General features: G+C 40.7%; 22 protein-coding genes and 1 pseudogene. 13 read left to right on the top strand and 10 right to left on the bottom strand.

From position 1 onward, the window contains the following. Positions 1-104 (top strand): annotated as a pseudogene (locus tag ACE1AT_RS23120) (IS5/IS1182 family transposase); the annotation flags it as partial. 136 nt (positions 105-240) lie between these two features. Here the strand turns inward: ACE1AT_RS23120 and ACE1AT_RS23115 are convergent. The 3 genes from ACE1AT_RS23115 to ACE1AT_RS23105 form a co-directional block, all read right to left on the bottom strand. Continuing rightward, complete coding sequence (locus ACE1AT_RS23115; RefSeq protein WP_374872622.1) at positions 241-1,035, bottom strand: FHA domain-containing protein; 795 nt, start codon at positions 1,033-1,035, stop codon at positions 241-243. A 66-nt stretch (positions 1,036-1,101) separates the two neighbouring features. Next, positions 1,102-2,319, bottom strand: coding sequence for a DNA double-strand break repair nuclease NurA (locus ACE1AT_RS23110; protein ID WP_374872620.1), 1,218 nt, complete (start codon positions 2,317-2,319; stop codon positions 1,102-1,104). Positions 2,320-2,487: 168 nt separating this feature from the next. Continuing rightward, entirely contained in the window at positions 2,488-4,368 is a 1,881-nt protein-coding gene (locus ACE1AT_RS23105) for an ABC transporter ATP-binding protein (protein ID WP_374872618.1), read from the bottom strand. 78 nt (positions 4,369-4,446) lie between these two features. On the opposite strand from ACE1AT_RS23105, the gene ACE1AT_RS23100 reads away from it, so the two are divergent. Next, positions 4,447-5,004, top strand: a complete 558-nt coding sequence (locus ACE1AT_RS23100; RefSeq protein WP_374872616.1) for a GNAT family N-acetyltransferase — start codon at positions 4,447-4,449, stop codon at positions 5,002-5,004. Then, complete coding sequence (locus tag ACE1AT_RS23095; protein WP_374872614.1) at positions 5,001-5,519, top strand: GNAT family N-acetyltransferase; 519 nt, start codon at positions 5,001-5,003, stop codon at positions 5,517-5,519. The genes ACE1AT_RS23100 and ACE1AT_RS23095 overlap by 4 nt, the downstream gene beginning before the upstream one ends. 80 nt (positions 5,520-5,599) lie before the next feature. Here the strand turns inward: ACE1AT_RS23095 and ACE1AT_RS23090 are convergent, their stop codons facing one another. Next, a complete protein-coding gene (locus ACE1AT_RS23090; RefSeq protein WP_374872612.1) occupies positions 5,600-5,980 on the bottom strand; it encodes a hypothetical protein in 381 nt (126 codons plus the stop codon). Between the two features lie 4 nt (positions 5,981-5,984). Between ACE1AT_RS23090 and ACE1AT_RS23085 the strand changes: the two genes are divergently transcribed. The 4 genes from ACE1AT_RS23085 (at position 5,985) to ACE1AT_RS23070 (ending at position 10,725) form a co-directional block, all read left to right on the top strand. Next, positions 5,985-6,314: a hypothetical protein gene (locus ACE1AT_RS23085; protein WP_374872610.1), complete on the top strand. Its 330-nt coding sequence runs from the start codon at positions 5,985-5,987 to the stop codon at positions 6,312-6,314. A 227-nt stretch (positions 6,315-6,541) separates the two neighbouring features. After that, a complete protein-coding gene (locus ACE1AT_RS23080) occupies positions 6,542-7,117 on the top strand; it encodes a Uma2 family endonuclease (protein WP_374872608.1) in 576 nt (191 codons plus the stop codon). A 16-nt stretch (positions 7,118-7,133) separates the two neighbouring features. Continuing rightward, positions 7,134-7,829: a hypothetical protein gene (locus tag ACE1AT_RS23075; protein WP_374872606.1), complete on the top strand. Its 696-nt coding sequence runs from the start codon at positions 7,134-7,136 to the stop codon at positions 7,827-7,829. Position 7,830: 1 nt separating this feature from the next. Continuing rightward, positions 7,831-10,725 carry a CAAX protease gene (locus ACE1AT_RS23070; protein WP_374872604.1) on the top strand — a complete coding sequence of 965 codons (2,895 nt, stop codon included), beginning with the start codon at positions 7,831-7,833 and terminating at the stop codon, positions 10,723-10,725. On the opposite strand, the gene ACE1AT_RS23065 is transcribed toward ACE1AT_RS23070, so the two are convergent. Together ACE1AT_RS23065 and ACE1AT_RS23060 are read right to left on the bottom strand one after the other, a co-directional pair. After that, positions 10,722-12,278 carry a Fic family protein gene (locus tag ACE1AT_RS23065; RefSeq protein WP_374872602.1) on the bottom strand — a complete coding sequence of 519 codons (1,557 nt, stop codon included), beginning with the start codon at positions 12,276-12,278 and terminating at the stop codon, positions 10,722-10,724. The two genes, ACE1AT_RS23070 and ACE1AT_RS23065, sit on opposite strands and share 4 nt — an antisense overlap. A gap of 166 nt (positions 12,279-12,444) precedes the next feature. Next, positions 12,445-14,361, bottom strand: a complete 1,917-nt coding sequence (locus ACE1AT_RS23060) for a transketolase C-terminal domain-containing protein (protein WP_374872600.1) — start codon at positions 14,359-14,361, stop codon at positions 12,445-12,447. A 166-nt stretch (positions 14,362-14,527) separates the two neighbouring features. Here ACE1AT_RS23060 and ACE1AT_RS23055 point away from each other — a divergent pair, with 166 nt between their 5' ends. Next, the gene (locus tag ACE1AT_RS23055; RefSeq protein ID WP_374872598.1) at positions 14,528-15,406 is read left to right on the top strand and encodes a YihY/virulence factor BrkB family protein; all 879 of its coding nucleotides are present in this window, start codon (positions 14,528-14,530) and stop codon (positions 15,404-15,406) included. A gap of 20 nt (positions 15,407-15,426) precedes the next feature. Here ACE1AT_RS23055 and ACE1AT_RS23050 read toward each other — a convergent pair whose 3' ends face one another. From ACE1AT_RS23050 to ACE1AT_RS23040, 3 genes are all read right to left on the bottom strand, one after another. After that, complete coding sequence (locus ACE1AT_RS23050) at positions 15,427-16,068, bottom strand: DUF2834 domain-containing protein (protein WP_374872595.1); 642 nt, start codon at positions 16,066-16,068, stop codon at positions 15,427-15,429. After that, a complete protein-coding gene (gene hrcA / locus ACE1AT_RS23045) occupies positions 16,065-17,156 on the bottom strand; it encodes a heat-inducible transcriptional repressor HrcA (RefSeq protein WP_374872592.1) in 1,092 nt (363 codons plus the stop codon). The genes ACE1AT_RS23050 and hrcA overlap by 4 nt, the downstream gene beginning before the upstream one ends. Before the next feature lie 317 nt (positions 17,157-17,473). Continuing rightward, complete coding sequence (locus ACE1AT_RS23040) at positions 17,474-17,821, bottom strand: rhodanese-like domain-containing protein (RefSeq protein ID WP_374872590.1); 348 nt, start codon at positions 17,819-17,821, stop codon at positions 17,474-17,476. A 161-nt stretch (positions 17,822-17,982) separates the two neighbouring features. Between ACE1AT_RS23040 and ACE1AT_RS23035 the strand changes: the two genes are divergently transcribed. The 3 genes from ACE1AT_RS23035 to ACE1AT_RS23025 all read left to right on the top strand — a co-directional run bounded on the left by ACE1AT_RS23035 (position 17,983) and on the right by ACE1AT_RS23025 (position 21,566). Continuing rightward, positions 17,983-19,656: a DUF3352 domain-containing protein gene (locus tag ACE1AT_RS23035; RefSeq protein ID WP_374872624.1), complete on the top strand. Its 1,674-nt coding sequence runs from the start codon at positions 17,983-17,985 to the stop codon at positions 19,654-19,656. 180 nt (positions 19,657-19,836) lie between these two features. After that, positions 19,837-20,325, top strand: coding sequence for a hypothetical protein (locus tag ACE1AT_RS23030; RefSeq protein WP_374872587.1), 489 nt, complete (start codon positions 19,837-19,839; stop codon positions 20,323-20,325). Positions 20,326-21,290: 965 nt separating this feature from the next. Then, on the top strand, positions 21,291-21,566 hold the full coding sequence (locus ACE1AT_RS23025) for a hypothetical protein (RefSeq protein ID WP_374872585.1): 276 nt from the start codon (positions 21,291-21,293) through the stop codon (positions 21,564-21,566). A gap of 193 nt (positions 21,567-21,759) precedes the next feature. Here ACE1AT_RS23025 and ACE1AT_RS23020 read toward each other — a convergent pair whose 3' ends face one another. Further along, entirely contained in the window at positions 21,760-23,025 is a 1,266-nt protein-coding gene (locus ACE1AT_RS23020; RefSeq protein ID WP_374872583.1) for an HhoA/HhoB/HtrA family serine endopeptidase, read from the bottom strand. A gap of 518 nt (positions 23,026-23,543) precedes the next feature. Between ACE1AT_RS23020 and ACE1AT_RS23015 the strand changes: the two genes are divergently transcribed. Continuing rightward, complete coding sequence (locus tag ACE1AT_RS23015; RefSeq protein WP_374872581.1) at positions 23,544-23,864, top strand: RNA recognition motif domain-containing protein; 321 nt, start codon at positions 23,544-23,546, stop codon at positions 23,862-23,864. Between the two features lie 120 nt (positions 23,865-23,984). Next, positions 23,985-24,179: a 30S ribosomal protein S21 gene (gene rpsU, locus ACE1AT_RS23010; RefSeq protein ID WP_374872578.1), complete on the top strand. Its 195-nt coding sequence runs from the start codon at positions 23,985-23,987 to the stop codon at positions 24,177-24,179. The last annotated feature ends 203 nt before the right edge of the window (positions 24,180-24,382 follow it).

The raw sequence follows: 24,382 nt of genomic DNA, 5'->3' as shown, positions 1-24,382 counted from the left end.
TGGGATGTCGCCGATTAGTTCGAGACTATGAGTTGTTGCCTGAAACATCCGAGACTTTTATTTATCTTGCCATGATACGCATTATGGTGAGGCGATTAGCATAATTTTTAACTCCGAAAAACTTTTCAAACATGCTCTTAGGAGTACCTTGAAGATGAGGACTTCCGCGAAGCGTTAACTCCGCGTCACCGCGTCCTCTGCTCTCCACGTTTCCCACTTCCAGCGTCTTGTTCAATCGCTTTATTGACGTTTTTTCTTGATCAATCCTTTGAGGGTTTGTAAATCGTACTTACCTACTTTTCCAGTACTAAAAAGTAGATATCCCACTGCTAATAAAGCAGATGCTACTAAAAAAGCCAATAAATTCACCGAAGCAAATACCCCACCAGTGAAAACAATTACTCCTATTCCACCTAAGATCAAAAGCAATCCAAAAATCGGATTAAAGCGCCCCCAAATTAGTATCGCAACTCCTACAATGCACAGCAATACACCTGGAAGCCGTACAAAAATACCAATTTGAGTACTAGAAGCCAAAATTACAATTCCAGCAATTATTAGAGATGTGCCTAATACTTTGCTAGTTCGATCAACCTTGTGTTTTTGACTTGCGTTAGTATTCTGGGGCTGAAATACTGTTGGGTTGGAAATAGAAATATTATTTGTTTGATTTTGTTGTTGATTTTGAAATATAAAAGTAACTTTTTCCCCTTGAGCTAAGTTAATTTTATCTCCTAAATTGAGAGGATAGCGAGTTCGTGGCTCTAGCTTTGTATTATTAAGATATGTGCCATTAGAGCTTCCTAAATCTTCAATATAGTAGCTGTTACCTTCTATGTGAATTTCTGCGTGCAGGCGAGAAACTACATCAGCGTCTGGTAAAAAAGTAACATCTATATCTGGATTGATTTTTTCATTCGGTTTACCAATACGAATCACAGCTGAAGGTGTTGGTATTTCAAATGATCTACTAGTTTGAACATGAAATAGTTCTAAGTTTAGCTCTGTTGTTTGTGATGTACCTAAATTTTGCATAGGTCATAGCCATTTTGGATTTTGGATTTTGGATTTTGGATTGTAATATTTTATTTAGATTGTATTTTAAGCAATACTTCCTCTTTTCCTTGCTTCTTTATAAGAAATTCCCACATTTTTTATACCAGCTTTGATCATTTGTCGTTCTAACAAAGCAAAGAAACGCGCTTTATCTGCACCACGTACGACTGCTTGATTGTGTGCTTCAGCGATTGCTACAGGGTAGCCATATCCTTTTTGCACTTGTGCCAACATTAATCCCAGTGCTTCATCAAATAAAGATGTATTTTCTACTACCCACGCAGGTATTTCTATCCGAGCAATTTCGGCTCCTACATGGACATAACAAAAGTAAATTTGCAAATCTTCGTATAAGTCTAGAATACGAGCATTACTGCGCCATAAAGGCCCACGTTGTCCTGGTTTGAGTTGCATTGTCCAAACAGTTGTATCCCGTAGTGATTCAAACAATTTACAAGCAACTTTTTCCATTTGATTTGGGCAAAAACTCATACAATCAGGTGCGGGATGGGGACAAGCCACAAGCCGCAAAAAGTTCATTGTTTCAATGCTGCGAGATGCACTCAGATAACCCATCAGAGGAATTTGAGCATCTCGCATTTGCCGCCAAGCTTGTAAAATTGGGGGTAAGATGCGATCGCGTGCATCAAAAGGTAATTGTTCTAAAAACCAGTAAATTAATGAACCATCCACCATGGCGAGAGTGGGAATTTTTGAAGATGGGGGAGTGGAGAGAGAAAATACTTCTTGATCTTTGGAGACAACACTACAGGCTAATTCTGCTAAGACTGTCGCTTCGCTAGCGGTACGGCAAAAACTCATCCATTCTTCAGTTTTAATTCCCCACTGACGGGAAATATATAAATCCTCTGGGCGATAAAATATCTCCGGTAAACTATCTAGAAGTGGGTGTTTATTTTGACCATAATGTAAAACAACTCTGCCAATATTGAGCAGATAGCAATAGGCTATTTCATGATGGCTGGGGCTTATTTGGGAACCATCAGTGGCGATCACAGTATGAACTTTCGGTGGAACAGGGATCTCAATACAAGTGTTGAGTGGTTCAACAGGAGTAGCATTCATAAACGGAATGCGATCGCGCCATTTTTCCTGTTTTTGGACAAACTCTTCTTGGCGATCGCAAGCCTTAAGAAAATGTTGTTGAGCTAATTCTAAACGTTGGCGACTAGCAGCAGCTTCTTGTGTAAGATGCTGACTCAAACCCTGCATTTGTCGTGTCAGTTTGGTCAGGTCAAGCATAAGAATTTTGGGATCGGGGATTGGGGATTGGGGGACAAGGGGGACAACTTCTCAGTGATCAGTGATCAGTGATCACTGATCACTGATCAAATTAAACTGGTAACTGTTAACTGTTAACTGTTAACTGTTAACTGATTCATGCCCAATCCCCGCTCCCCTACAGTACAATTATGTTCCTAACATTTGTAAGTTGTGTAAGGTAGCATAAAGTCCTCCTAGTTGGAGTAACTGTTCGTGACTTCCCTGTTCGATTAATTCTCCGCGTTTAAGGACAAAAATCCGATCTACGTTGCGGATTGTGGATAGGCGGTGAGCGATAATAATTGCAGTTCGTCTGATCAATAGCTGGTTTAAAGCTTGTTGAATTAAGGCTTCTGTTCCTACATCTAAGCTAGCAGTGGCTTCATCCAAGACTAGAATTTGGGGGTTGCGAATAGCTGCACGGGCGAAGGCTAATAGTTGCTTTTGACCGCTAGAAAGGTTTGTACCCCGTTCTCGCAATTGAGTATCATATCCTTGGGGAAGTTCTTCGATAAATTGGGCAATATTAGTTTTCTCTGCTGCTTGTCGTACTTCCTCAAATGAATAACCATCTGCTAAGGTAATATTGCTTTTGACATCGCCAGCAAATAAAAAACCTTCTTGTAAAATTACTGCCATGTAGCGGCGTAGTTCAGCTTGGGGTAATTCTCGGATATCTATACCATCAACTAAAATGCGTCCTTGGCTGGGTTCGTAGAGACGACACAAAAGACGGATGATAGTAGTTTTACCAGCACCAGTGGGACCGACTAATGCGATTTTCTCACCGGGATGAATTGTGAAATCTAAATCTTTAATCACGTAATCATCTTCTTTATAACCAAACCAAACATGTTCAAATTTGATTTCTCCTAATTGTGGTTTGGGATGTTCGGTTTCAGATTCGAGATGGTCAACTATTTCGTCAATATATCCAAATTGGACATCTAAAACTGATACTCTGGGATTAGCGCGATCGCGGATTTCGATGGGTTCATCCAAAATATCAGAAACACGTTCAATAGCAGTGAAACCTGATTGAATGACCGTAAATTTTTCGGCAAATTGTTGTAGAGGCTGGAATAGCCTTTCAGCATACAATACAAATGAAGATAAAATACCAAAAGTCAAGTTTTGTTGCAAAAGTAAATAACCACCAGCCCACAAAACAGCTGCGATCGCCACTAAGGAAATCCATTCTAATGTTGCAGATACAGCCGTATCATGAAAGATAGTTTTATCTACCTCTTTGACATAGCGTTTATTGCTTTTGCGAAACAACTCAGCATTAAATTTCTCCCGGCGGAAGAGTTGTACAACATTAATACCAACAATATTTTCTTGAAGTTGAGAATTTAAGATTGAAAGTTCTTCTCTGGACTTGTAATTAGCTTTGCGATACTGTTGTTGAAAATAAATGATTAAAGCTGAGACAGGTATCAGCATCAACAGCAGCATCAAAGCAAGTTCCCACTGGATTGAAAACATAAAACCGAGAATCACCAGCATGGAGAACAAATCAGATACAATACCAATTGCCCCAGTCGCAAAGACATCCCCTAATACTTCCACATCGCTGGTGAGTCTAGTAATTAATTTACCTACAGGTGTGCGGTCAAAAAAGCGCACTGCTAAAGAAGTAACATGATGAAATAAATCTTGGCGAATATCAGCAGTGATTTGTTGTCCTACTTTCTGTACTAAATAACCCTGAAAGCCTGTAAATATCAGTCGAATAATTACCGTGACAACTAACAATCCTTCTAAAAGGTGTAAAGCCGACCAAAAGGGGAGATTGCGTAGAAATTCATAGGTACTCGGTTCTTTGCGAATCAGAGAAATAATCTGTCCGATCAACAATGGTTGGACACCATTAGCCAAAGCTACTGGTACAAGTAATAGTATTGATAATGTAAGCGATCGCACATGCCGACGAGCATAGGGTGTTAATCGCAAAAATAACCGCCAGTCGTTTTCACGTTGACGGTATTCTGAGTGAGATTTTTTTCGAGGTATAGAGATGCTCATAATAGGAAAATTATATTAATTTTTACAATACTATAAGCAAATTTTTTTAATATAGTGTTTGCTTTCCTACTCGTCACCATGCCAAAGATTGAAACCACGCGATTATACCTCCGACCATACACTCTTGATGATGTCGATGAAACAGCAGTAATTTTGAGCAATCCGGAAGTAATGAAATACTCCCCCAGAGGGCCTATTCCCAAAGATAAAGTCAAAGATGTCACACAACAGATTTTAGAAGTTTTTATTCAGCATTGGAAACAACACGGCTTTGGTGTTTGGGCTGTAGTAGACAAAGCTACAAATAAATTGATAGGTCATTGCGGATTAAATTTTTTACCAAACAGTCCCGAAGTAGAAGTTCTTTATCGTTTGGAACAAGCTTACTGGTATCAAGGTATCGCCACAGAAGCAACAAAAGCCAGTTTGAGGTATGGTTTTGAAGAGGTCAAATTAGATAAAATCGTTGCGATCGCAGCACCAGAACATACTGCTTCCCGCCGTGTGATGGAAAAAGCCGGATTAAAGTATGAAAAAGATGCTTATTTCTATAATTTAGATGTAGTGTATTATGCTTTGACACGAGCAGCTTGGCAACCGGATAAATCTAGTTATTATAATTTGCAATCTTCATGAACTTGCTACATAGCGATCGTCTACATTTTCGCCCATGCCAACTTGAGGATCTTGACTCTGTACACGAGTTATGGTGTGATGCAGAGATTCGGCGATTTCTCTTCGATAACCGCGAAATCTCTCGCAAAGAAGCCCAATCCTTTATTGAAGCCAGTATTGCTAGCTTCAGCAATCACGGTTACGGAATTTGGTTATTTTTTGAAAATCATAGCGACCAGATAGCCGGGTTTGCAGGTTTACTTCGGTTTACAGAAGAATTACCTAGTTTAATTTTTGGTGTCCGACCCCAGTTATGGGGACATGGCTACGCAACTGAAGCTACTTTGGCTGTGCTTGATTATGCATTTGCAAACTTGGGTATCAAATATATAGTTGCAGATGTCGATGAGCCGAACGATCGCTCAATTCGCGTCTTGGATAAAATAGGCATGTCTCGGACAAAAAGAGCCATCGTTAACGAAAGACCCTTGCTTTACTACGAGATATATGCTCCTGTTAGAGGTAATGGAGAATGAGCGATCGCACTAAGATGCTTTAGCAGCACCACGCCAGTAGGGTGCGTTAGGCTGAAGTCATAACGCACCAGCAACTCTAATTAGTCAACCAAAATTTTCAATGCTTCTTTTAGCAGCAACTTAACTCGATATATCTCAAAAAGCTTTTGCTGATAAAATTGCCAATCCTCATCTTTTAGCCATTCATCATTTTGAGTAGCTCGAATTAAAGCAAACTGGCTGTCTGTTGGTTCACCAATAAGATTAAGCATGTACTCTAAATAAAGTACAGCATGATTACCAGGCGATCGCAATCCCACTCCTTCACGCATTTGATCAATCGCCCGATACGGAAATCTTAGCAGGACATTCATCCAGCTTTCTGCTTTATCATGATTACTAAGCGGCTGTATTCGGTAATGCTTGGCGATTGCTTTCAAATCTTCCAGAGATAGTGATTCCAACTGTTCTCGTGTCATCATATAAATGTCCATTGGTTGTCAATTGGATATGGTGGCTAGAGCAACTTCCCGGAAGCATAGCCACCATAATTACTTTTATATAATAGTACACGAATTATTGCAGCAATTTTGTATTAATATTTTAATGGCTAGAAAAGGCGGCAATCCAAATATCAAGAATCATGGTTTTCAGTCTGCTGGAGAAGAACCACTTACCAAAACACTGTCAATTAGGGTATCTGAATCAACCTACCAAGAAGTAAAAAGCAAGGATAACCCAGGCGAATTTTGCCGCCAAGCCATCCAGAAAGCGCTAGATGAGGACAAGCAAGAACAAGATAGTAACGCATTCTAGCTAAATTTGACGCAAGTAAGAGATTTACAAGATAAAAGCCAGATTTTTCAGATTAAAATCTGTTTTATGACTTGTGAAGCTAATTTACGACTCAGAAACTTGATTTACGACTCAAAGACTATTTACTGATCAACAGGTGCAAGAATGGCTAAAAGCGCAAGCTGATTTTACAACCCTTAAAGATGCCATAGCATGGTATCATAACCACCACTATTCAGGTTAACTGTATGGTTACAAGTCCTTTGACACTAAACCTAGACACCGTTCACCTGACGGACGAACAATTCTACCAGCTATGTCAAAATAACCGCGAGTTGAAGTTTGAACGAACACCCAAGGGAAAATTAATTATTATGCCACCCGTTGGAGGAGAAAGCGGCAATCGAGAAGCCGAATTAATTATCGATTTGGGAATCTGGAATCGCCAAACGCAACTCGGTTATACTTTTAGTTCGTCTACTATATTTAAATTACCTAATGGTGCTGACCGTTCCCCAGACGTTGCTTGGATTCGCAGAGAACGATGGGAAGCACTCACACCTGAACAAAAACGCAAGTTTCCCCCCATTGCACCGGATTTTGTTATCGAATTAAGGTCAGCAACCGACGACCTAGAAACCCTACGTCAGAAAATGCAAGAATATCTCAATGCAGGAGTGCAATTGGGATGGTTGATTAATCCCCAACAGCAGCAAGTGGAAATTTATCGCCCAGGACAAGACGTAGAAGTGCGAAACCTTCCCACAGAATTATCCGGTGAAAATATATTGCCAGGATTTAGCTTGAATTTATTTGAATATTAATTGATAACTGAGCTTCATGACACAGACAGCCTTCGACCGATTTTGGGAACTTATATTTGGGGCGATCGCTCTCAACCCCAAAGCGTTTGAATCGATCCAAATTCTACCCCAAGGTTTTCGAGTTGCACTTTTCACCGTACTATTAGCGGGCTTTTCACAAGCCTTCGGTCAAGGTATTGTACTATTTGTGAATCGAGTCAAACCAATTCGCTTTCTGCTCAGTTTAGCGATCGCCTCAGTATTATTTGCATTTAGCGTCTTGTTTTGGGGTCTGAGTACATGGTTTGTAAGTTGGCTATTTTTCGATGCGAGTACCCCATATGAAACTGTATGGTCTCTTCTGGGACTAGCCTATGCACCAATGATATTTAGTTTTTTGGTCGCCTTACCCTATTTCGGTGTACCGATTAACGTCATACTTTCAATCTGGACACTATTGGCCTTTGAAGTTGGTTTACATGCAGTCCTACATGTAAGTGTATGGCGAGCCTTTTGGTGTGCAGCTTTAGGATGGGTGGTACTCCAAATTTTACAGCGTACTATAGGTAAACCCATAGGAGCGATCGGTGTATGGCTTTCTAACACGGTGGCTGGGAAAAAACTAGTTACAGATATGCGAGGGATAGAAAATCTTCTCCAAACAAGGGGACAAACCCTCTTCAGGATTTATCCAACTACCAACACCCTCGACAACAGAGACCACAGGAAGTGAGATGATGTTAAAGCGAGTCGTCAAATTTTTAGGTATTTTTTTGATAGCCTTGCTTTTGACTGTATTATTCCCACCACTGCGCCATATGTGGATAGTTGCGTACAATGCTCTGAGTGAAGCGCTAAGTTTGACTATAAGTTTAGCGCAGATATCTTTAATTGCTACTCTCTTCGCCGGACTGCTTGTTCCTCTAGAAGCTTTGGGCTGGTGGGCAGGTTGGTATGGCGATCAAATTGATACTACACTTGACCCAGGTACATTAGAAGAACCGATCCCACCCCAAACAAATGTTGTGCGTTTTGTGATTTATTTGGATGGTATTGGTCAAGCTTCATCACGCTACTTTCCTGATGGTCAAGAGTTTCTCAGTCAATTAGCAGCCATATTACCAGATAACATTGCCATCATTAGGGGGCTAATTCCTTACTCTGTTCTTAATCGACCTTTAACCGAAGGCGGATTCTTCTCATTTTTTTGGCGAACAGCCGAACGATTAAGTATGTCCGAAAATCCAGGTTTACTTGGTCTTTTGCTGGCTGTCGCAATTAATATCCGTAACACCTTTGTAGTCATGGTTTCTGCTGACCAGCGTTACGGCCCGATTTATAACCAGGGAATGGCTCAAGTCATGTACAACAGCCTGGTGAGATATGGTTATCAGCCTGGTAGTGGCGTACCAATCACTCTAATTGGTTTCAGTGGTGGTGGACAAATAGCGATGGGAACACTCTCCCATCTCAAGCGGGCATTAGTTGCACCAATTGAGGTAATTTCTTTAGCTGGCGTAATCAGTGGTAATACTAATGCCCTGATGACAGAGCATCTCTATCATTTTGTTGGTGACAAAGATCCAGTTGAACGTTTAGGGCCGATTTTTTTCCCCAAGCGTTGGAAAATATTTTTTCTATCCTACTGGAATCGCGCCAAACGCATGGGCAAAATTTCTTTCGCTTCCCTCGGCCCAGTCGGTCACAGTGGTGCTGGAGGTGTTTTAGATCCTCACCAATTATTGCCTGATGGTCGCACTCATCTACAACAAACATTAGATTTGGTGACAAAAATCTTACTAGAGGAGTATGACATAGAGCCAGAAACCGAACCGCGTCAACTCAGCAATTACGATCGCTATCAACAAGCAGAATTTAATCGACCAGACTACTATCCTTTACCTCAAACAACAAGATCCTTAACTCAGACTGTACCAGCACATCTTTACCAACCCATCGCCCCTTGGATGGGGAGACTGATTTTACCACCAAAGCAACAACGACGGTTTGGTGTTTTGCTGGAACTTTATCACGCTCCTGATGAATATCAACATCTCATCGGACAAGTTGTAAATTTGAAATGGCTTGATGGTTCCCCAGCCAGAAATTCAACGCCAGCAGTTATTAAAGACGTCCATTTTAGCCAGCAAGCAATCTATAGTTCCCAACAAGGTTTAGTTCAACCAACTCGTTTGAATCATTGGCGACAGGTGAGGCCGCTAGAGTCTTTGGCCGGTGCAAGACCTAACGATGATGTTATCGTCATGTTGCATGAACCTGTTGTAATTGAAGAGAATAGGGAAAACCAAGCTGTTACTTTGCACATTAATAGCGAACCTGTGCAAATTTCCGGGAGAGATTACGCCTTAGTGAAGTTTTTGCAACCAATCAGCCCAGACGGCGAACAGTTTCGCGTAGTTCATTATAATCCTGCCTCTGGTCAATTTGATGGAGTCGAAGAAGTCGTAAGAATGCCCCAGGTAATTGCTTACGAAAACGAAATTTATCCTTCCACCAACCGTGATCTGGAAAAGTCTCCTTTAAATCCTAAAGGATGGTATATTTACGGAGCAAAAAATACTTATGGTATGTTTGTAGTCCAATCATTAATTCCTCGCTCTTTAGTACAAGTCAAGCCACAACGGGTAATTAATGGCAAAAAACCAGCACTGAATTACCTGAAAAAAGAAGCTTGGCAGGAAATAATTGCTCATAAAGGACACATTCAATCTGTGCTTTTGAATACTAAAGACTGTGAAATTGAGGAAGCAGTCTCAGAGTGGCGTGAAGGCGATCGCGCTTTAGTTCTCCATACCTACGGCGGTATCGGGGGTAAGAAAAAAGAAGCCGCAGCTAGCAGCCCCGTCTACTTTGGACATTTTGCTTACGGTGTGGCGCAGGTTGTGCGGGAACCCCTGACAGACGAGTTATGCTTTGACATCGAGTATCACCAAGTTTACACTCACAACATCGATGGATTAATTGCTGGCACATTGCATATATCGCGTTATTTGGGCGATCGCCAGTTTGGTTGGCTGGGGATTCGTCCCACAACCAATATTCTGATCAAATATGACCCTTTCACCGAAGACTACAATTTTAATGGCGTCAAGCGATCGGCATTGCAAACACTAATTCGGCAATTGGAAATCATGACAGCCCGTTACCGGATTGGTGATGGTACTGGTGGAACCTATGTTGGCCCTGCTAATAACTGCTCCCAAGATTCCAATCAGGCGTTATACGCAGCAGTTAAAGCCATTGAGGTTGGAATTAAATCTCATCATGGAGATTATCAAAACTGGCTAGAGTGTAATCCCGAAGACTTCAACCGCCTGCAAAAATTGGTCAAGTTAGGAAAATCTCTGCGGTGGGAACTATTACCTTTCGGTGTCGCCCGCGCTGACTGGCAAAACTCTACCGACAACCTCGGTAGTTCTCTTGAAGATAGTCCCTTAAAACAACTATTTACAGGTTTAATTAGTTGGCGATCAATGTTTCCTCGCAAAGCTAACGATACTGTAACTGAGATATTTATCCAGCAGGGAGCCTCTGTATGGATGCTGACTACTAGTCAAGTAGGTGGCTGTGATCCAGATATTGCTGCGATCGCTCCTTTAACCTTTTAAAGGCTCTTATTCCAATACTCTAAACCAGTTACAAGTACATCTTCCAACCACTGCTTAAAACGCTCTGTAAGATTGCTTTCTTGATCAGCATAGGAGAACTGAAATGGAGAGTCAGTTAAGGCTTGGATATCGCTAATATTTTGTTCGCCCTCTTCTGCATTATCTCTATGGTACGCACATGCAGAACATACAAGTAAACCACGATACTCATGTCCAAGAACATGAAAAGATAACAGGATTATTGTTTTTGACTCTACGTCAATGACTAATTGTATCCAACTGTGATAGGGACGAAGATTTGCAAAGTATTCTAGCTGTTTAGCTGTTTCTACAACCTGGTAGCGATGATAGTAATATTTCTCATCGCCAGCTGGAGCCAAGACAGTAAAAACCTGAGCATCACTTACTAGATTTTGAACAGATGATTTTATTTCATTAGCGATATCTTGTAAACGAACAGATGCGATTGTAAACAAAATTGCCGCAAAATCTTCAACTTTTCGACAACGATCCTGAATGGTTACTGATTGATTTTGCTTAAGTTTGTCGGCTATAGAAGCAATAACGACTTGAGCGCGTCGCGTTTCTGACAAGATTTGTTCAGATAAACCAAGACTACGAATAAATGCTTGTTTTTGACTCTTAGAAAACAAATTAATCAAGTGTGATAAATTACCTTTATCTGCCTGCTCTGAAGCTGCAATATAGGCTCCTCGATCATCGCGAGTCAGAATCAAAGGAAACCATCCAGCTTGGATAAACACTAAACTAGCCAGACATCGAGCAACTCGACCGTTACCGTCTTGAAATGGATGAATTTGAGTGAAGCGATGATGCAGCCATGCTGCTTCAACTTCAGGAGGAATTTGTTGTATTCGATGTTGATGATGCAACTCAACTAACCGATCCATTTCAGAAGTGACCTGTTCTGGAGGAGAATATTCATGTATAGAGCCATCAGGTCTTTCAGGGTTATTAGGTAGTCGCTTCCAGTCACCTCGGATCAGAGAAACGCTAATTATTTGTCCTGTTGATGTTTTAGCTTCTGTACTATAGCGTTTCCTAAGCAACTGAGGTATACCCCAATCCTTCTTAATAAAGTTAATAGCTTTGAAAACGTACCTCACTAGGTCGAGAACCGCTATATCTTGATTTTGGGTTAAAAGTTGATGTAATTGTTTGATATAGAAAGTCGATAAAGTTCTCTGTCCACCTACGAAATCAAATAGTCCTTCAATTGCTGCTTCTTGATCCTGAATTAGAGATACAACCTGCTTAATGGGACGATCTGTAGCTCCGTGAGGAATCAGAGCTTCATTGATTCCTTGTTCAATTAATAAACGAGTAATCCCTCGGTCTAGGGTATACAGTCGTTCAATGATTCCAGTCTCGATCGCGATCTCTCGGCGTAACCTTTCCATAAAGGTTTTGAATTCGCCAGATGAGCGCAGACGCTGCGCTTGTTCATCCCAAACAGTGACTAAAGGTGGCAATTCAGAGTTAGCCAATTTTTCCCAGTTTGATGGTAAATCCTCTATTGGTTGCCACTGCATAAAAAACTAAAACTATCAGACAATTTGCATAAACAGCCTAACACTGCTTAGGCTATCCTACAAGAAGTTCCTGTGTATATTTACGTAGGGGCGATTCATGAATTGCCCCTACAAGTCAACCGTCCTAAGCCACTTGCGGAATAAGGTTTTACGCGCGTTTGATAAATTAGCTAACTAGTTCCTTGACTTTCTTGATAATTCCTTCAGGATCTAATCCCTGGTAGGGGAACTGTTCCCACAATCCACCGCAACCTTCTTTATGAATTCCGAGGTGAGCGAATTTTGGTGTGAGTCCCCGTTCTAGTAACCAGGAACCAAAGCGGCTACCCAATCCTGTGCGCCGATTGAGTGCTTCTACAACCAGAACAAAAGGTGCTTTACCAACTTTAGCTAGCATCTCTTCGTCAATGACGTTGAGTGTCGGCTTGTTGATCAAACCAACGTCAATTCCTTGCTGTTTGAGTTTTTCGACAGCATCGAGAGCGCGATATAATCCATCACCAAAGCTGATGATATAACCAGCACTTCCTTCTCGGATAACTTCATCTTTACCAGGAACAAAGGTGTAACCTTCGCCAAAGAAATTATTACCATTTTCATCCAAAATCTGGGGTACTTTGGAGCGGGTGGAGTAGATAAATCTTAACCCAGGGTCAAAAAATACTGCTTCCACACAGGCTTTCATTTGGCCAGCATCGGCTGGGAAGTATAACCGCGTTTCGTAACCGTCGTCTAACCCGTTGTCGGCGAACATGTTATTGAGACCAAAATGGCAAGTGTTGTCTGCCATATCGTCTACACCGCAGTGAGAAAAGTGACACAGGACGTTGGAGTAGTTCAACCGCGCCATTGTGATTTCGGAAATACACATTTCCAAAAAGGCGCTGAATGTACCAAAAATGCCTTGTTTGCCTTTTTCCATACCGAAACCGGCAGCGGCGGAGAAGTTACCCCGTTCCATAATACCAGAAGCGACGAAAATATCTGGATAGGCATCATGAATTTTCTTCAAACCGCAAGAACCTTCGAGGTCACTATCGATACACATGACCTTTGCTTTACGTTCTTCAGAACTCATACGGCTGAGGACAGATACTACCGCATCACCAAAAATATTACGATTAGAATCCCATTTTTCGCTGACACCGAGGAAAGTGTAGGGAAGCTTGGGTTTTTGGATGCTCTTGAGATATTCGACAGCTGCGGTTTGTCCGTGCTTTTCTAAGTAGGCGATCGCTTTATCCACAGGAATCACATCATGACCGTGGGTTGATCCTTCAATACCATCAATCCCTACAGCCATTTTCCGCTTGTTTACCAAAGCAATTGGCCCATCGGTGGTTACTGCTTCACAGATACGACGATATAAATCATCTATATCTTCAGGATCTCCGACATTGGTGTTCACACCATGACCAGTGAGGGTTTTAACTACACTAAAACCTGGCAGATATTCAGAAGGATGTCCGGCGATCGTCACATCATTATCATCAATGATCAGTTTGACGTTAAGATTTTGGGCAACTGCTAAACGTGCAGCTTCTGCATCATTTCCTTCTTGTTGTGAACCATCAGAACCAAGGCAAATCACTACTTTGTCTGGATTGGCCATTGCCACCCCATTAATATAAGGCCAGACATGTCCCAAACGCCCAGAGCTAAATTTTACACCTGGGGTCAATCCTAACTCAGGGTGTCCCGGTAGTCGAGAATGGGCTTCACGATAGTGAGCAAGTTGCTCAAAAGGTAGATCACCATGCAAAGCAGCCATGAGATACTGGGTAGCAACTCGGTGTCCTGCTTCATCAAAGAAAATCGGTACGAACTTATCTGGCGCACCTCTAAAGAGTGCATCCAGAATTACTACCTCTGGCACTGTGTCATAAGGGCCACCAGTGTGTCCACCTACACCCCTAGCTGCTCCCGTCGCTGTGAAGAAAACAATCGCATCACGACATAGCTGGATATTAGCTTTGAGAGTCTGGCGTTGCTCGTCAGTAAGGGTAGGATTGCTTGGATCTAGTGCTAAAGGCTTGTAGGCTCCTAAATCAATCGGAAAGCTACGTTCTACAACATTAGTCATGACTGATTTTCCTTGATTCACTCATTGCCATCATACATTTGTTGAGAGAGACAGTTGAAGAGTCAATAGTCAATAGTCAATAGTCAATGGTCATTTGTCATTTGTCATTTGTCATTAATGATTCTCCCTTCCCTTGTCTCCCTTGTCCTCCTTGTCTCCCTTTTCCATGTTCTCTACTCGCTTTATCCGTTTCTTTCGCCATCTCAACTTTGCGGTACTCAAACAAGTTGTCAAGGAAAGTGGTAAACACAGATTACCTGGTTTAGCTACGGAAATGGCTTATAACAACTTGTTAGCTTTATTTCCTACACTGGCGGCTATTCTGACAATAATTGGGATGTTGAATATTTCCCAAAATCAAGTTGATATTTTAGCTCAACAAGTACTTAATTTTGCCCCAGAACAAGTTCCACTGTTGTTGAAAGAATTTACTAGACAGATACAACTACCTAAAAGTAGAGAAGTTGTTTATATCAGTTCTTTGGTTGCTCTTTGGCTTGCATCAGGAGCAATTAGTGCAGCTATGAACGCGATGGATGAGATTTACCAGATTCCACCAAATCTGAAACAACCTTTTTGGAAAGCGAAGCTCATCTCTTTGATTTTGACGATCGCTACAATCGGTTTAGTACTAACTGCTTCTTTATTAGTATTTATCAGTGATTTAATATTTCAATTACTGTTAGATACTACACAACTATCTGGAGCAATATTTTTATCTGCTTGGTCTTGGTTTCGTTGGCTTTTAACCTTGATGATCATAGCTTATGCGTTTAGTATTATTTATCGTCATGGTCCGAGTCAATGGTTAAACGGTACTCCAATTATGCCTGGAGCAATAATCGGAGCCTTACTATGGGCAGGTGTTTCTAAATTATTTAGAGTATATGTTAGTAATTTCGGTAACTATAATTTGACCTATGGAGCTTTGAGTGCAGGGATTGTCTTGCTGTTATGGCTCAATCTCAGTTCTTTGGTGCTACTAATTGGCGCACAGTTAAATGTCACGGTAGGAAAATCAATGAAAGGTGACAATAGCATGTAGAGACGTGAAATTTCGCATCTCTACAGACAATTTTCCTGTATTGATGGACGTATGCACAAATATAGCAGAGGGCCAAATAACGGAATTAAAGCGAACAGCCAAAATATTCCAGAACTTTTCCAACCGCGCCGCGTCAGATCATCTCCTAATAAAGTAGGAAATAATACGCACAGCAGACAAAAATCACAGCTCATCACATTGATAAAACGGCTAGTTTGCCACTGCTGGACAAAATCACCCCAATTTCCTTGTCCAATACCATAGCCAACTAAAATCGCCGTCCCAATAGTCAAAATAATACCCGTCCAGCGAGAATCTAAGAATTTAATCAAAAGATTTTTTTCGCCAGAAAACTGTGTATTTGGTTCTCTCAAAGCCAAATAGGGTAATAAAGCAAATGCGCCAACAGCGAAAGAAGCAGTAGCAAATGGCCAAGCAGGAATTTTTTGTCCTCTACCGTCAACAAACAAAACTGCACTGTAGACAACAGGCCAAATACCCATAATATTAAACAGTGCAATCACTAAGGGATTAATTCCTTGCCATTTACCAGTAGAAAGATTTTTAATTAACTCAAAAGTATCGGGTTGATTGGGAGGAGCAAGTAAGAAAGCATAAGCAATTAATCCTAACCAAAGCAACCCAAAGGTAATTTTTCTCATGAGGGATTTAGATCACTGAAAGTCTCTGATAAATACTCAGCAGCAGCAGCAACGAGTGCGATCGCTCCTTCGTAATCTAGGCGTGTTGGCCCCAAAACTCCCACACTACCTACCTGTGCTGAACCACGACGATAGGTGGAAGAAATTAAACTACAATTGCGAATTGGTTCCAAAGGATTCTCTGCACCAATTCTTACTGTTACTCGTGGTTTACCGACTTCTTCAGTCTCATTTTCCTCAAATATTAGTCGCCACAGTTGCTCTTGTTCTTCCTCCAATAGTTGGATGATAGTTTGCACCTGTTGTAGTTGTGAAAATTCTGGTTGTCGCAAAACTTCCGCCATCCCACGCACCATTATTTGTGTCACCCCTGGCGTCAAGCTACGACGACTAAATTCTGCTAAGGAATTTTTTAAGTATTCGCCATAGTGCTGAAATTCTCGATCTAAATCACTCCAATTCAGGTTAGCGACTTCTACCAAACTGCGTCCCCGTAATTGGCTATTTAAAAAGTTAGAAACAATTTGCAATTCCCGATCTATCAGTTCAGGATCAGGTTGTGCGTCTTTACTTTTTGGTGGCAAATCTAACAATGCTGAGTGTGTTTCATAACTATCTGTGACTACAATCAACATTACTCGTCCGGCTTCAATTTGCACCAATTGTAAATGCCGCAACAGTGCGCTAACATTTTGTGGCAAAGTAATCAAACTGATGCAGCCACTCAAAGTTGCTAAAATTTGGGCTGCGCCTTGCAAGAGATTTTCTAAACCTCTATCTTCCCAATTCAGGCGTGTTTGTAGTGTTTCTTCTACTTTTCTAGCTAAAGTATCAGAAGGTGTGATCAACTGATCAACATAAATCCGATAGCCAGAGTCAGAAGGTACTCGCCCAGCAGAAGTATGGGGTTGATAAAGTAGCCCAGCTTTTTCTAACACACCCATGGCGTTACGAATTGTTGCTGAACTCACACCCAGATTGTACTCTTCTAGCAGAGCTTTTGAGCCAACAGGCTCTGCTGTGGCGATGTAGTGACGTACTGTAGCCCAAAGAATGTGCTGTTGACGATTGGTTAGCTGGACTTCCATACCTAAAGTTTACCAAAGCAAAATTTTAATTAGTTTTTGAAAAACAAAAATTTATTAAGTTGGGAAGCAAAAAGCATTATTATTAGTTAAGCAAAATAGTAAATTATTGAAGTATCTAAAAATACGTTATAACAGTTCTATCTTGTTAATTTCACAAAATTATATTTATTCAGTTATCAGTTAACAGTTTTATTAGTGTAAGTCGCAGCAAATTTAACTTTTGTGCGTTAGTGGCACTTCTCTGACCAAATCATAGGGTTGATAACTGTTTACTTGAGTTCAGAATAGCAAAATAATTTAACCCTCGTCATTCTCGGTTAATACAGAGGAATTGAAGGGTCAACTAACATTGAGTAAGCATCAATACCACCAGAAATATTTTTCACGTTTGTAAATCCCTGATTTACGAGCCACTGACACATCTGAGCAGAACGAATGCCATGATGACAAAGTACCAGGGTTTCAGCATGTGGATCTAAGCGGGCATGAATTTCATTTCCCCATTCAGCAAATTCACTGAGAGGAAAGTTAACAAAACCCTCAATGTGAGCGATCGCGACTTCTTGCGGTTCACGCACGTCCACAAGCTGAAGATTAGGCTCACCTTTTGACAAATGTTGGGCAAGTTCTTCTACACTAATTTGGGTAATGGGTTGACCTGTCATCCGATTTTAGATTTTGATTTTGAGATTTTGGATTAACCGCAGTTTTTACAAACAATCCCAGATATTTCCTGGATATTATTTATGTTTGCAGAAAATCTGCATCTTGACCAGGAATAAATGCTTAGAGGATTTGAAGCAAGAGAAAATTAAGTAAACAAATGATGAAGCAAAGCTTATTCTTTCGTTCCCTAGCAGCTATTTCACTGATGCTGCTATTTATTACGATCTCTGGTTGTAGTGGCTTATCTAGTCCAAATTCTCTCGTGGGAATCAGTGGAACTAGAAAACAACCTGGTGCGGCGATTTTTGTATCCCAGCAAGCACCAGTGATGATGTCAATGCTAGTCAATCCTGATAAATTACAACCATTGGAACGTGAAGGAGAACTATCCAAACTTAAAACCAGCTTATTAGCCAACACAGGCTTAGATTACAAACAAGACATTCAACCTTGGCTGGGAGATGAAATTACCTTAGCTGTCACTACCCAAGACATCGATCGCGATCCTAGCAACGGACAACAACCAGGGTATTTAATGGCACTAGCAACCAAAAATCCAGAGAAAAGCCGCGAATTTGTGGATTTGTTGTTTTCCAAACGAGCGATCGCTGGAGCAAACTTAACCACAGAACAATACGAAGGTATCAAACTAATATCTGACTCTCAACAAGTAGAAACAAAATCTAAAACCCAAAATTCTTTGGCGGGTGCTGCTATTGGTGATGATTTTATCTTGTTTGCCAATGACCCCAAAGTGCTACGAGAAGCAATTAATAATGTCCAGGCTCCTGATCTCAATATAACTACCTCTAGTAAATATCAGGAAATTGTTAAACAAATACCCAAAGGTGCATTAGCTACAGCGTTCCTCAATCTTCCTAATGTTGCTCAATGGCAAGGTTTACAACTGCCAGAATCAGCAATCTATGACAGCGAAATAGTGTCTCTAGTTTTATCCAACAAGGGATTATTAGCAGAAACTAGCTTACTCGCACAAACCGCAACAGCACCTCCTCAAGAGCAAGTATCTCAACCTGTAGAAGCATTAAAATATATTCCCGCCTCAGCAGGTTTGGCGATCGCTGGCACAAATTTGAGTAGTTTACCTAACAGCAATTTAACCCAAGTCTGGCAACAACTCAAAGTAGCCATATCCGGCTCAGAAAAAGATGTAGTTTCTAATTTAGTCAAACCTGTGGTAGATGTACAAACAGGCTCAGATATCGACTTAAAAGCAGATATTTTTAGCTGGGTACAGGGAGAATACGCCATCGGATTATTACCCCGTCCAGAACAAGCAAATCCTGATTTTGTATTTGTAGTCGAAAAAACTGAAACCACACCAGCCGGAATTGATCATTTAGATGAAATCGCATCCTCAAAGGGATTATCACTCAATACTTTTGATGTAGACAAGCAAAAAATCTCCGCTTGGACACAATTAAAAGCCACAAAATTTATCGATCCTCAACAGCGAGAAAAATACGCCATTGAAGCCAAAGTTTCAGGAGTACATATTAGCCAAGGAAATTACGAAATTTTTGCTTCCAACCTCGAAACAATGAATGAAGTTCTCAATGCTAAGAACAATTCCTTAATTAGCGATCGCCAATTTAAAAATAGTATTGCTGCTATTCCCCAAACAAACCAAGGTTACGTGTATTTAGATTGGGCAAAAAGTCGAGAAATATTAGAAAATCAAATCCCAATTCTCAGACTAGCAGAAATACTCGCAAAACCCATATTCGAGAATTTGCGATCGCTCACCATCAGCAGTTACGGTAGCGACACAGAAATTTTCAAAAGTGGCGTGTTCTTTCAATTAGGTAAATAATTAGTTGTTAGTGGTTAGTGGTTAGTGGTTGATTGTTGGTTATTTCCAATGCTCAATGCCCAATGCCCAATGCCCCACTGTGTCACCTTCCAATGTGGCACAGCACTAAATAACTATAAGGTTATTTTTGTTACCATTAAGTATAGAATATAACTATAATTTCTTCGTTGGAGGGCTTCTATGGATAAACGTTGCCCCCGACTTCTTTTAAAAGGGGGTTGGATTTTAGCAGTGCTAGCATTGATCACCCCGGTGTCTGTATCAGCAGACACTTCTTATTTTGGTGAAATTACTCTATCGCCTCACTTTGAACCAGCACAAGGAACAGTAACAGGTTATACTGGTGGTTCTTATTCTTTGTCAGCAATTAGTAACCGCGATCGCCATAAAAAAGCGTGTATTGGCTTCGCTGATCCGACTCCAGACCACATCTTAATTTTGGAAAAAAACTTTTCCCACTTGAAAGTACTGGTAAATAGTGGTGGCTACGATACCACCTTACTGATTCAAGGACCAGACGATAACACTATTCGCTGTGGTGATGATACAAATGATAGTAAAGATGCCAGCATCGACGACACAGACTGGAAAGCAGGAACTTACAAAGTTTGGGTAGCAACCTTTAACTCTCAGATCAAAAAGAACTACACACTTTTTGTCCAGGAATAGTTATCGGGGAAAGGGGAAAGGGGAAAGGGGAAGGAAGACAAGAAATTTTAGATTTTGGATTTTAAACCTCGTCAATCTTGAAAAGAGGAGTTTTTCAAAAAGGACATTATGTAGGTTGGGTGGAACGGAGTGTAACCCAACATTAACCAGACTATAATGCAATACGGTTCAGTTAAGGCTAAAAACTAAAACTAGCGTAGGTTGGGTTGAGGAACGTAGACGCGCCCTGCGCGGCTTCTCGCAGAGTAACCCAACATTATCAAGGCTTTGTTGGGTTTCGCTTGCACTCAACCCAACCTACATTTCTTCTTAACTGAACCGTATTGGAATATAACTTTGTTTAATTGAATGCAAATATCATGGATTAATTAATGAGAAAAAAGACAATTTTGATATTGCTCTTTTGATATATAAAGGGGACGAAATAATTACTAAACATTGCTAAGTAATAACTTCTTTGCTCAATCAAAATGGAAAGCTAAATGACTACTCTATAAGTTTGTAAAAACTATTGACTCCTGGGTAAGTCCTATTGTTCTTGATGGCTACGAACAAATACCACACTCCCACCCATCAAAAAGTATTTTACCGATAGATAGTATTTGACAGGTCTATTGTGATGCCTGTAGTATCATTCCTAATCTAAATCTATAGAAATCAAAAATCAGTACAAGTACTGATTTTTCTATCTGGGTAACTCTATTAACATTTATCTACGAACAAAATTTTAATTTTAAATGTAAGTGATAAAGATAACAGTATCTTTTCTAACTTTTAATCAATGCCAATGAAAGTATTTCAGAGGGAACGGGGAACAGGGAACGGGGAAATGGGAAAATAAACTGTACTAAGTTCTGTAAGCGCAGAGCGCAGGCTACGCCAACAACAATTAAATAGGAATTCTATATGTAAGTAATAAATTTAATTGTTTCGCTGACTTTAAGATAAATAAAGGAGAATCTAAGATGGACAAGGTTCAATTAGCTTTGGTTATTAGTTACCTATTGATGACCTGCTATTTCTTAGTGAACTGGTTAAAGTTTCATTTTCGTCATCCTGCTAATTCCCCCGAAGATACGTTTTTATCTTTAGTAATGTTGGCGATCGCTATTTTCTCCTGGCCGCTGGTTATTCCCATGCACTGTTTACAAACTTTCAAAACAAGACAACTTGAATTTAGCACTGCGGTTCCTGTGCTGGTTGCGATCTCTGCATTTGGATTAGTGTTTTATATAATCTAGCACCGCTACCTTGGAAGCCACGCACTCAAAAGTACTGTGTTTGATGGTTTTGGCGCTAGTGGTTAAAAGTATAAATAAATTTACCTTAAGTAAGTCAGCACAAAATTGTAGTTACAACAAAAACAAGGCACACAAGGAACTGTATTACTCACAGAGAGTATAGTATCCAAGTGTGCTTCTGTCTGAAATTTCTTTAATTCATCGCAGTGGGAAATGCACCTGGTTGTACAGCTAAATTGACGGTTTGACCTTGACGGCGTAATTCTATGCGTAAGTTTCCGCCGATTTGGCTATTATCTACTGCTTTTTGGATGCTACTAGCATCTTTTACAGTTTCACCGTTGAGTTTTTGAATTACATCACCAGCACGTATACCTGCTCTTGCAGCTGGTGAATTAGGCATAACTTTCACAACTAATACGCCTTGATCTTCATTGACGCTTAAATTACTGTTGGGGTCTGAGTTGAGGTTCTGCTTTATCTCTGGTGTCAATCCGATCATTTGAATGCCTAAATAAGGATGTTGGGCTTCTCCTGTAGCAATGAGTTGATCGGCTATGCGTTGAGCTGTGTTGATGGGAATGGCAAATCCGATTCCTTGCGCCCCTTGAATAATAGCTGTATTCATGCCAATTACTTGACCACGATCATTTAACAAGGGGCCACCAGAGTTACCAGGGTTAATTGCTGCGTCTGTTTGAATATAGTCTACTCGTTTATCACTAGCACCAATTAAACTGCTGTTACGTCCGGTAGCACTAATAATTCCTGTAGTGACGGTATTATCTAATCCCAAGGGATTACCGATCGCGATCGCTAATTGTCCTGGTTGTAATTGCTCAGAATTGCCCATTGTTAAGGTTGGCAGATTATTTGCCTGAATCTTAACAACTGCTATATCGGTCAATTCGTCTTTACCCAATACCTTTCCGTCAAAGCTACGTCCATCTGTGAGTGTCACTTTTACCGTATCTGCACCATCAACGACGTGAGCATTAGTGAGGATGCGACCATCACCACTAATAATAAAACCTGAACCAGTGCCACGTTCTACTCGTTGTTGTGGTGATGATGGTAGTTGTCCGCCGAAAAAGCGGCGGAAAAAGGGGTCGTCAAATCCCTCTGGTAAGCGAGTTTTTACGGTTCTAGAAGAATCAATTCGTACTACTGCTGGACCAACTTTCTGAACAACATTTGTGACAAAGTTTGGATCGTTGCTTGCTGGTAAGGGTAGAGCAGCATTAGCTGGAGTTACCGCCAAATTACTTGCATCCTTAGACATCTGCTCGTGGTTATTAGCCACATATCCGCCAGCAAGTGTCATTCCAGAACCGAGCAATATTAGCGATAAATTCACCGCTGCTCTGCGCCAAGGTGTGATTCGACGGGATTTTTCGGTGGATGAATCCAAGGAAAAGTTGTTTGATAAATTGTCGCGATCGCGTGGTTCTTGTAACATTTTTTCTACGAAGTATCTTTAAAGCTACTTCCAATCTAGATACTAATTGTGAAGTTTTTGTTGCACAAATATGGCACTCGTGTGAAGCTTATTTGAGTTATGCCAACTTAATAAATGCCAGATACTCTCCTTATTCAACAGGAGCCAAATAAATATCTTTTGCAAAAAGATCAATAGCTTCGATAATCTTAGCAGCAATATTTACGACCTTTTGCACAAATATTTTTTATCCCACCCTATCATTGAAATTTCTCCGCATCACCACATCTCCACATCTGCGTGTAACACTTAATTCTCACCCAACCTTCCCCGAAGTCAGATAAATATGCTTAAATTAACTTATAAGACAATCTAGCTTTTATGCCCAGGCACATTCGTTTATTCGGCGATGTGACCATAGAATTTTTTTGTTATACTCCCAGTAACAGGATTTATTTTCGGTTGAGAATTTCGTTTTGATTTTTAGAAGCGTCTCTCCGAATCTAACTCTCTACAGCAAATGATTTGGGAGATGCCCTATGTCTATTTATATTGGTAACTTATCCTATCAGGTTAAGGAAGAAGACTTGAGGGAAGTTTTTGCTGAATATGGTACAGTCAAGAAAGTTCAGCTACCTACAGATCGTGAAACCGGACGTCTGCGTGGTTTTGCTTTTGTCGAAATGGAATCAGATGAGCAAGAAGAGCGTGCGATTGAAGCATTAGATGGTGCTGAATGGATGGGAAGAGATTTAAAAGTTAACAAAGCTAGACCTCGTCCAGAAAGAAGCAGTCCAAGAAGTTATTCTTCTGGTGGTGGAAATTGGGGTAACAGCGGCCGCAACAATCGCCGTTACTAATACTTATATAAAAATTTTTAAATTTTAGAGTCTCCAGCAGATCAAAAAAAATGACTCTACTCTGCTGGAATGTTTTTCTTTTTTGATGCAAAGTATCCACCTATACGAGGAGTAATCAGAATGACGCAAGTAGTATTAGGAGAAAATGAAGGGATTGAATCAGCCTTGCGACGATTCAAGCGCCAAGTTTCCAGAGCTGGTATATTCCAAGATATGAGGAAAAATCGTCACTTTGAGACTCCATTAGAAAAAGAAAAGCGCAAAGCTATTGCAAGACACAAACAACGCCGTAACGGTGGTTCTCGTCACAGGTAAAATTGGGTTATAGATCCCCGACTTCTTAAAAGATGCAGCTGGCCAATGGTGGGGTGATACGCGTGACATACTCCCGACGCTCATGCTGACGCATAGAGCGCGGGCTTCTCAGTGACTCCAGCTATTGCTTCGGACGTTACCTGAGCTTTATTGACGGAATGCCCTACCGCCAAATGTTTAATATTGATTGCTGCGTTGTGGTC

It is taken from the genome of Pelatocladus sp. BLCC-F211, from assembly GCF_041928655.1.
Taxonomy (GTDB): domain Bacteria; phylum Cyanobacteriota; class Cyanobacteriia; order Cyanobacteriales; family Nostocaceae; genus Pelatocladus.
Note: the sequence above shows the minus strand (reverse complement) of the source record. Positions and strands in the feature narration are given on the sequence as shown.

Bases quoted from the DNA above. Each gene is read 5' to 3' on its own strand.
- ACE1AT_RS23115 (WP_374872622.1), bottom strand. From the start codon at position 1,035: ATGCAAAATTTAGGTACATCACAAACAACAGAGCTAAACTTAGAACTA.
- ACE1AT_RS23110 (WP_374872620.1), bottom strand. From the start codon at position 2,319: ATGCTTGACCTGACCAAACTGACACGACAAATGCAGGGTTTGAGTCAG.
- ACE1AT_RS23105 (WP_374872618.1), bottom strand. From the start codon at position 4,368: ATGAGCATCTCTATACCTCGAAAAAAATCTCACTCAGAATACCGTCAA.
- ACE1AT_RS23100 (WP_374872616.1), top strand. From the start codon at position 4,447: ATGCCAAAGATTGAAACCACGCGATTATACCTCCGACCATACACTCTT.
- ACE1AT_RS23095 (WP_374872614.1), top strand. From the start codon at position 5,001: ATGAACTTGCTACATAGCGATCGTCTACATTTTCGCCCATGCCAACTT.
- ACE1AT_RS23090 (WP_374872612.1), bottom strand. From the start codon at position 5,980: ATGATGACACGAGAACAGTTGGAATCACTATCTCTGGAAGATTTGAAA.
- ACE1AT_RS23085 (WP_374872610.1), top strand. From the start codon at position 5,985: ATGTCCATTGGTTGTCAATTGGATATGGTGGCTAGAGCAACTTCCCGG.
- ACE1AT_RS23080 (WP_374872608.1), top strand. From the start codon at position 6,542: ATGGTTACAAGTCCTTTGACACTAAACCTAGACACCGTTCACCTGACG.
- ACE1AT_RS23075 (WP_374872606.1), top strand. From the start codon at position 7,134: ATGACACAGACAGCCTTCGACCGATTTTGGGAACTTATATTTGGGGCG.
- ACE1AT_RS23070 (WP_374872604.1), top strand. From the start codon at position 7,831: ATGATGTTAAAGCGAGTCGTCAAATTTTTAGGTATTTTTTTGATAGCC.
- ACE1AT_RS23065 (WP_374872602.1), bottom strand. From the start codon at position 12,278: ATGCAGTGGCAACCAATAGAGGATTTACCATCAAACTGGGAAAAATTG.
- ACE1AT_RS23060 (WP_374872600.1), bottom strand. From the start codon at position 14,361: ATGACTAATGTTGTAGAACGTAGCTTTCCGATTGATTTAGGAGCCTAC.
- ACE1AT_RS23055 (WP_374872598.1), top strand. From the start codon at position 14,528: ATGTTCTCTACTCGCTTTATCCGTTTCTTTCGCCATCTCAACTTTGCG.
- ACE1AT_RS23050 (WP_374872595.1), bottom strand. From the start codon at position 16,068: ATGAGAAAAATTACCTTTGGGTTGCTTTGGTTAGGATTAATTGCTTAT.
- hrcA (WP_374872592.1), bottom strand. From the start codon at position 17,156: ATGGAAGTCCAGCTAACCAATCGTCAACAGCACATTCTTTGGGCTACA.
- ACE1AT_RS23040 (WP_374872590.1), bottom strand. From the start codon at position 17,821: ATGACAGGTCAACCCATTACCCAAATTAGTGTAGAAGAACTTGCCCAA.
- ACE1AT_RS23035 (WP_374872624.1), top strand. From the start codon at position 17,983: ATGAAGCAAAGCTTATTCTTTCGTTCCCTAGCAGCTATTTCACTGATG.
- ACE1AT_RS23030 (WP_374872587.1), top strand. From the start codon at position 19,837: ATGGATAAACGTTGCCCCCGACTTCTTTTAAAAGGGGGTTGGATTTTA.
- ACE1AT_RS23025 (WP_374872585.1), top strand. From the start codon at position 21,291: ATGGACAAGGTTCAATTAGCTTTGGTTATTAGTTACCTATTGATGACC.
- ACE1AT_RS23020 (WP_374872583.1), bottom strand. From the start codon at position 23,025: ATGTTACAAGAACCACGCGATCGCGACAATTTATCAAACAACTTTTCC.
- ACE1AT_RS23015 (WP_374872581.1), top strand. From the start codon at position 23,544: ATGTCTATTTATATTGGTAACTTATCCTATCAGGTTAAGGAAGAAGAC.
- rpsU (WP_374872578.1), top strand. From the start codon at position 23,985: ATGACGCAAGTAGTATTAGGAGAAAATGAAGGGATTGAATCAGCCTTG.